Raw genomic sequence first — 7,684 nt, forward strand, 5'->3', positions numbered from 1 at the left:
TCTGTAGAGGGCTCGAACCTCTGACCCCTACCCTGTCAAGATAGTGCTCTCCCAGCTGAGCTAACAGATCATGATATTTTTTTGGGGAACGAGACTTATAATATCAAGCTTTGTCCGCAATGTCAACCTATTTTATTTTTTTATTTTATACGTGCACAAAGAGTCCTATATCCGTTCAACCGCGAAATAGGTCCGAAGGTGGCCGAATCATAACTTTTTTTGCTTGTCACCGGGGAATAAGAAGGATTTGGTAGTCCGTTGTCGAAAACATAAATGTTTACTAAATCATGCCACATGCTTTGAACTTACATCTAATAGAGGCTGAGGGGTAATAGGATGCAAAGAGGGTTGTTGCACAACACCGTTCTTATTCAAGAGCAACGTGCGGTTAGGTTATTTTTGATACTATATTATTTGCTGCAAGTGATTTTCGATTATTGTTACTACTACGTGTTTCCCAAGCTAGTGAACGAGGCAGTTGCATTCAATTCAGGCGGTCTGGGGTACGGGCTGTATGCAATTGAGCTAGCTTTGCTGCCGGTTGCGATTTACCTGATTCGAAGAAACAATCCCTTCCCGATTAAGTACATTTACTTAGTAGTGTTCCTGCTCGCTACCATGATTAACGACTTGATGACGTATTGGGGGCAGGATGATAAGATCTACGCTAGCGGGAACATTGGGGACGTGTTTCTCATGATCTTCACTCCGATTTTTCTCAACCGACGTTATTTCTTTGTCGTATTGAGTGGCATTGTACTGAAATATGCGATCACCGGAATTGTTCTGACCGAAGGCAGAGTCGTCGTTCCGATCTTGCTGGCGATCGTCATCGGCAGCATGGCCTATATTCTATTAATTCGATTCGTCAATTATGTTGGAGCCGTCCGCGATTCCTACGGTTTACAGATGGAGGATATTGTGAAAGGGATCGTTGCTACGCTAGAGCTCAAGGACCCATATACGCGGGGACACAGCGAGCGAGTCGCACATTTCTCCCTTCTACTGGCTCACCGCATGGGGATATTTAATGAGGAAGAGTTGAAGACGTTCTACTATGCTTGCTTGCTGCATGATGTGGGTAAGGTGAGCATACCAGATTACATATTGACCAAGCCGTCTACATTAACAGAAGCCGAATACGAGATCATTAAGAATCATCCGGTCATCGGAGCGAATGCGATGAAAGGGATCGAAGGGCTACAGGACAGTGTGGAGGTTATTATGCATCATCATGAGCATTGGAATGGGAACGGGTATCCGGATCAGCTAATGGGGGATGACATTCCGATTCTAGCCCGAATTACAGCCGTGGCGGATGCGTTCGATGCGATGACGACGATGCGCTCTTATCGTGAGGCACTACCTGTCGATGAGGCATATAGACGTATCCTCGAGGGCAAGGGAGAGCAGTTCGACCCTCAAGTAGTGGAAGCATTCCAAGAAATATTTCCTTTATGGGTGGATTACATTCAAAAACGTGAAAGCATGACTGCAGAGATGAACTCGGTGGCAATGTAACGTTCTTGTCTTGAGTCGTAAAGGAGGTGAAAAATATGTGCTGGTGGTGCTGGTGGGTTGGTTAAGAAATGAGGAATAATAAAAAACAGGGGTGCCGATTCGTCGGCACCCCATTTATTATATTCAGTCTTTTGCGGCAAACAGCTGATCGCACTGCTTCATAAGCTCGAAGTCGAGCAAGGTGATCCCTCCAGCGCTCCATGAAGTGACGCTCAACGTGACCATCTTGTAATCGATCGCGATCATCGGATGATGGTTTAACTGTTCGGCGGCTAGTGCCACGTTGTGGACATATGCAATACCGTCCATAAATTCACGGAATCGATACTTGCGCATCAACCACTTGTCGTCTTTGCGCTGCCAATCGGGGTACTGCTCCAAGTGCTGCTTAAGGTCTTCTTCATTCAGACGAGCCAAGAGATCTCCCTCCCCAGGGTGCAGATTGGATAAACGGCGCCGCCCTAGACAGGACGACGCCGTTTGGAATGGACTTCTGCGCAGAACGATTACTGCACAACAAGCTTTGTTTTCATGTTAACGTGGCCATCGCCGCATGGAACGGAGCAGACGATGTCGAATGTGCCAGCCTTGTCGAACGTTACTTCTTTGGACGTATCTTTACCGCTCAGCTTCACATCATACCCGTTGATTTCAATACCATGCTTGCCTTCTTTGTTCGACAGAACGACTTTGAGCGTTTCGCCCTTGGTCACCTTGTACTCGGCTTGGTCGAACTGGAAATTGGAGGCGACCAGCTTCAACTGCTTCGCACCGTCAGCTGCAGCGGCTTCGTCTTCGGATTTCTCTGGAGTGGAAGTGACGGCCAGGAAGATCAGACCGAATGCGCAAGCTCCGAAAAACAAAATGGACATGAACCATTTATACATATGGATCCCCCCTTTTTTAGCATTTACGAAGGAAAGAACACTTCGTAAGACTAGACTCACCGAAATGTCACTTCAAAATTATAAACTATTTTGATGGAAGAATCTATTCGACACCGCTTCGTCTTTTTGACAAATCGTTGAACAAACCTAATAGAATGTGAAAAGTTTCTACACCACAGCATTTCCAAAATGATCGATAGGCAAACGTGTATTTTCCGGGATCTGGGTATATACCGTGTTCCGAGTGGGTACTTCCCCATAGACTGATGGTGTATCGTCTAGTAATCGTCCAGTAAAGGGAGGTGGATTTATGGAAAACAAGCACATGCCGATGCCTCAAGTGAGCCCGGCCACCATGCAAGGACCTTTCCCGACATCCGTGATGCCTGCACATATGAACATGCCCATGAACGCACCAATGCAAGTCTCCCCTGCCATGTATGAACACGCGCACCTTCATTACATGCACAAAGGGGCTGTACTAGCAGAAGAAACTTGCTGCAGACCTTCCTCTAACGTAACCGTTATACTCGTCCTGTTCATCCTGCTCGTCATTATACTCCGTGGAAGATGGTAGGGCCGATCCAACTTGAACCGAAATAAACGGATGAATCGGGGGACGGCGGAGCCGTCCTCCTCTTTTCAATGCGGCGAATGGAGAGGAGACACTGCATGTCATTCAAGAATAAAGCGGGTAGTGTGAAACCCAAGTCGAAGCGGATCGATTATCAATCGAAGATGGACCACTCCCTCCGTCGGTATGTGCAAGCGCCGAAGAGAAAATCGAGCAAGATCAAAGTCATCATCGAGTTCTCAAGACAACCTTCGCGTAAGTTGTTGTATCAGCTGAAACGTCGGGTAACCTCTCATGCCCACCAGTTCCGCATCCGTCGGAAACTGAAGCTGATTCGTTCTGTTGCGGCACATGTGCACGCCCAATGCCTACACAAGTTATGTGCACATGGCTCGGTCAAGCGGGTTCATCTGGATCGGAAGCTCTACACGAGACTTAATATAGCTACTCCATCAATCGGCTCAAAGGCGCTGCAGCGAGCGGGAGTTTCGGGTCGAGGTGTAACGATCGGCATTATCGATACGGGAGTATTTCCGCATCCGGATCTAATCAAGCCGACCAATCGAATCGCCGCGTTTCGCGATTTCGTAGGCAGCCGGACGAAGCCGTATGATAACAACGGCCATGGAACACATGTTGCAGGAGATGCGGCAGGCAATGGCCGAAGCTCTAGAGGCAAGTATACGGGCCCAGCGCCAAAAGCGCGTCTTGTCGTTGCCAAGGCGTTCGATCGAACCGGCTCAGGTGATACGTCTAACGTGATCGCAGCATTGGACTGGATCCTGCGAACGAAGAAGCGATATGGGACTCGAATTGTCAACATGTCGTTCGGAGCTCCTGCGGTAACGAAGTGCTCGGACGACCCCTTGTGCAGAGCGGCTACAAAAGCTTGGAAAGCTGGGTTAGTTGTTGTTGCAGCTGCAGGCAATGAAGGGCCTGCCGCACGGACGATAATTACACCCGGGATTAACCCGAACATTATTACTGTGGGAGCAGCTAATGATCGCAGGTCGGTTCGACAATCGGACGACACGATCGCTCCGTTCTCCAGCCGCGGGCCGATCGCTGGTAGAAGAGTCAAGCCAGATCTCGTCGCCCCTGGCGTGAATATAATCTCACTGCGAGCACCAGGCTCTTTCTTGGATAGACAGGAGCCCGGCGATAGAGTAGGGAAGAGCTACTTCCGTCTGTCCGGTACGAGTATGGCTACTCCGATGGTATCCGGCGCCATCGCCCAGCTGCTGCAGCGAAGACCATGTCTGACTCCTCGACAAGTGAAAGCTTTGCTCAAGAGGACGGCCGTGAAACTGCGGAGGTTTGGGCCGAATGCACAGGGTAAAGGTGAAGTAAGAGTATCCTTATCGGGACAATAGGTGTCCAATCAGACCGAAAAAACGGTTGTCAGGATCTAAATCCCATGATAGTATGTTGTAAATAAGTGGGAGGGTTTCTAGGGATCCGAGGTTACGCCAATCTGTGGTAACCGTCGAACCGAGCGAAGCCGAACGTGATTCGAGGTAGTCGCGTTACACCGTAGGGATAAAAGACCTTCGGCAAGTTCCGCCTGCAAAGGCGGCTTGTCGAGGGTCTTTGCTGCTTTAATCAGCTAAACTACGGGAGAGGAAGGAAAGGACCGATGAAGGCGATTCGTGCGCAAGGTGTAAGTAAGGTGTTCATGGCCAAGAAGAAGAAGGAAGGGCTCTTCGGCAGCGTTCAAGCTTTATTCCATCCCGAGTATACGGCTAAGACAGCCGTTCATCCGATTGATCTGGAAGTGGAACGCGGTGAGTTCGTTGCCTTCCTTGGTCCGAATGGAGCAGGCAAGTCGACTACAATCAAGATGTTGACCGGCATTCTACATCCTAGCTCGGGATCGGCCGAGGTGTTGGGGATGTGTCCATGGAAGGAACGGTCTAAGCTTGGGTTCCGAATCGGCACGGTGTTCGGACAGAAGTCACAGCTATGGTACCATCTACCCCCTATCGATACGTTCGAGTTGATGTCGCGTATTTATGAGATGGGACGTTCAGACTACATAAGTCGCCGCAATGAATTGATCGAGCGATTCGAGCTGCAGCCGTATCTGCATACACCTGTCCGCAAGTTATCGCTGGGGGAACGAATGAGATGCGAGATGGCTGCGGCACTTCTGCATCGTCCTGATATGGTCTTCCTCGACGAGCCCACGATTGGGCTGGACGTCATTGTGAAGCTGAAGATACGCGAGCTGCTGCTGGAAATGAACCGTCAAGAAGGCACAACGTTGTTCCTGACGTCACACGATGCTGGCGATGTCGAACAATTATGTCGCAGAGCGATCGTCATTAACCATGGGATGATCATCCTAGACGATCAGGTGGCGAACTTGAAGCGAACGTTCATGACCCATAAGACGATCATACTGAAGCTCAGGGAGCCCGCTGAGGAGAATATGAGATTGCAAGATGGAGTTGAGCTGTTGGAGCGGCGTGAGCTCGAACTGAAGCTATCGGTGGATACGACGCGCAGCACGATTGAATCGGTGTTAACCCGTCTACTTGCCGACTATAAGCTGAACGATGTGACGATTGAAGATCCACCGATGGAACAAATCATCACTCGCATCTACGAGGAGACAGGGAAAGGGGCGCTTGTACATGGGAGCGTTAGCTAAGCTGGGTAAATACAGTGCGGTTGGGCGGATTACCATTCGCAATCATCTCGCTTATATCTCGGACTTCGCCATACGTTCCTTGTTCCTGCTCGTAATCCTGTATATATTCATGCAGCTGTGGAGCGTCACATTCGCCGGTGAAGGAACGGAACGAATTGCGGGGTATTCTTATGAACAGATCATCTGGTACTTGATCGTGGCGGAGTCGGTTATACTGTCGACGCCCAAGTTGATCTCGAGAATTGAGACGGAAGTGAAGAACGGGGACATCAGCTATCAGTTAATCCGGCCGATTCACTATATTTGGTACCATTATGCTGGATTCATGGGGGAAGCGCTCATTCGACTACTTGTGAATGTGGCAATCGGTTCAATGCTCGGAATCTTGATGTTCGGCTGGGCATTTCCAAGCGTCTGGCATATGATGGCCCTCGCAATTGTGCTTCTAGGTTCGTTCACAGTGCAATTCGCGATGAACATGGCGATTGCGCTCTGTGCATTCTGGGTGGAGGAGACACGTGGCCTGGATTTCGTCTACCAGAAGCTGCTGTTCACGATTGGAGGCATGCTGCTGCCTCTGGAGCTATTTCCTGGTATGCTGCAGTCCATCAGCCGATGGCTGCCTTTCCAGACGGTTGCTTATTTCTCAGCGAAGACGGCTGTTCAATTCGACGTATCGGGCTGGCTGCAGATGATCGGAGTCCAAGCGATCTGGATCGTCGTGCTGCTGACAGGCGTGTTCGCCATATACCGGAAAGGAGTGAGTAAGCTGCATGTTAACGGTGGTTAGAATGATTAGGTTGATGGTTACGTGTTGGAAGCTTAATTTGGCTGGGGCCATGGAATATCGAATGAGTTTTTTTCTCACGGCTGGGATGATGCTAGTCAACAATGTAGTGTGGATCTTTTACTGGAACATCTATTTCAATCGGTTTCAAGTCGTGAATGGCTGGACATTCGATGACGTGATGATGATGTGGGCTATTGGCGCAGGAGGATTCGGCTTATCGGCTGTTTTCTTCGGTAACTGCTTTGCCATTGCGCAACTTGTAGCAAGCGGCCAGCTGGAACCTTTTCTCGTTCAACCTAAGCCGGTGCTGCCGCATCTGCTCGTGAGCCGAATGTCTGTATCTGCCATCGGCGATGTAGTATTCGCAGTGCTGCTCTTCGGAATGTTCGGTAACCATAGTATGGTAGGCTTGTTGAAATTTATGATTGCCTTGTTGCTTGCTACACTGATGTTTATTTGCTTCAATATACTTGTACAATCACTTGCCTTTTATTTCGGGAACGCAGAGGGGCTGGGCTATCAACTGAACATGGGGTTCCTGACATTTGCCACATATCCTACGAATATTTTCCATGGCATGGGCAAGCTAATCTTATTCACGGTCATCCCGGCCGGGTTCATCAGTTACATGCCAATTGGCTTGCTGCGCAGCATCGAGTGGCCCTACATGGGCGGATTGCTTGGTATTGTATTGCTGCTGGCTGTCGGGGGCATCGCTTTATTTTATCGGGGGTTGCGGAAATATAGTTCAGGAAATCAGATTACACTGCGGATGTAACAAAAAGATTAGTCACGAATGGAAGGAGGCAGGGTAGGTTGAAAACGATCATAGTAACTCGTCAGCAAGAGCTAGAACAAGTGCTTGCCGTCCGCAGAGAAGTGTTCGTGCAAGAGCAGGGAGTGGATGAGGAGTTAGAAGTGGATGAGTATGACGTCTCCCCGGATGCTTGCGTACATTTCCTCCTCATAGAGGGGGATGGAACCGCGATCGGGGCAGCTAGAATGAAGCCCTATGAGGAGGGAAGCGTAAAGATGCAGCGTATTGCGATTCGTGCGGTATCCCGAGGACATGGGTATGGACGATTGCTGTTGCAGGCGATGGAACATCAGGCGATCTCGGACGGATACAAGTATGCTGTTCTCGACGCCCAAGTTCAGGCACAGCATTTTTACTCGAAACAAGGGTATGCCATTATATCGGAACAACCATTCTATGATGCAGGAATTGAACATGTAAGGATGCGAAAAAAGCTATTTAG

General features: G+C 49.3%; 9 protein-coding genes. 7 read left to right on the forward strand and 2 right to left on the reverse strand.

Annotated features, from left to right (window positions below):
* Positions 1–336 precede the first annotated feature (336 nt).
* Positions 337–1,521 (forward strand): HD-GYP domain-containing protein, encoded by a 1,185-nt coding sequence (locus AC1DWB_RS29740; RefSeq protein ID WP_477544719.1) that lies wholly within the window; start codon positions 337–339, stop codon positions 1,519–1,521.
* Positions 1,522–1,644: 123 nt separating this feature from the next.
* Here AC1DWB_RS29740 and AC1DWB_RS29745 read toward each other — a convergent pair whose 3' ends face one another.
* Positions 1,645–1,938 carry a 4a-hydroxytetrahydrobiopterin dehydratase gene (locus AC1DWB_RS29745; protein WP_477544720.1) on the reverse strand — a complete coding sequence of 98 codons (294 nt, stop codon included), beginning with the start codon at positions 1,936–1,938 and terminating at the stop codon, positions 1,645–1,647.
* Positions 1,939–2,027: 89 nt separating this feature from the next.
* The gene (locus AC1DWB_RS29750) at positions 2,028–2,408 is read right to left on the reverse strand and encodes a cupredoxin domain-containing protein (protein ID WP_477544721.1); all 381 of its coding nucleotides are present in this window, start codon (positions 2,406–2,408) and stop codon (positions 2,028–2,030) included.
* 310 nt (positions 2,409–2,718) lie between these two features.
* Here AC1DWB_RS29750 and AC1DWB_RS29755 point away from each other — a divergent pair, with 310 nt between their 5' ends.
* The 6 genes from AC1DWB_RS29755 to AC1DWB_RS29780 form a co-directional block, all read left to right on the forward strand.
* The gene (locus AC1DWB_RS29755; protein WP_477544722.1) at positions 2,719–2,985 is read left to right on the forward strand and encodes a hypothetical protein; all 267 of its coding nucleotides are present in this window, start codon (positions 2,719–2,721) and stop codon (positions 2,983–2,985) included.
* Between the two features lie 95 nt (positions 2,986–3,080).
* Positions 3,081–4,355 (forward strand): S8 family peptidase, encoded by a 1,275-nt coding sequence (locus AC1DWB_RS29760; RefSeq protein WP_477544723.1) that lies wholly within the window; start codon positions 3,081–3,083, stop codon positions 4,353–4,355.
* Positions 4,356–4,618: 263 nt separating this feature from the next.
* Positions 4,619–5,635: an ABC transporter ATP-binding protein gene (locus AC1DWB_RS29765; protein WP_477544724.1), complete on the forward strand. Its 1,017-nt coding sequence runs from the start codon at positions 4,619–4,621 to the stop codon at positions 5,633–5,635.
* Positions 5,619–6,425, forward strand: a complete 807-nt coding sequence (locus AC1DWB_RS29770) for an ABC transporter permease (protein ID WP_477544725.1) — start codon at positions 5,619–5,621, stop codon at positions 6,423–6,425. Before AC1DWB_RS29765 ends, AC1DWB_RS29770 begins: the two co-directional genes overlap by 17 nt.
* On the forward strand, positions 6,409–7,203 hold the full coding sequence (locus AC1DWB_RS29775) for an ABC transporter permease (RefSeq protein WP_477544726.1): 795 nt from the start codon (positions 6,409–6,411) through the stop codon (positions 7,201–7,203). Before AC1DWB_RS29770 ends, AC1DWB_RS29775 begins: the two co-directional genes overlap by 17 nt.
* Positions 7,204–7,241: 38 nt before the next feature.
* A partial coding sequence (locus AC1DWB_RS29780; protein ID WP_477544727.1) for a GNAT family N-acetyltransferase occupies positions 7,242–7,684 on the forward strand: 443 nt, incomplete at its 3' end.

This window comes from Paenibacillus sp. P4_E11 (genome assembly GCF_056401635.1).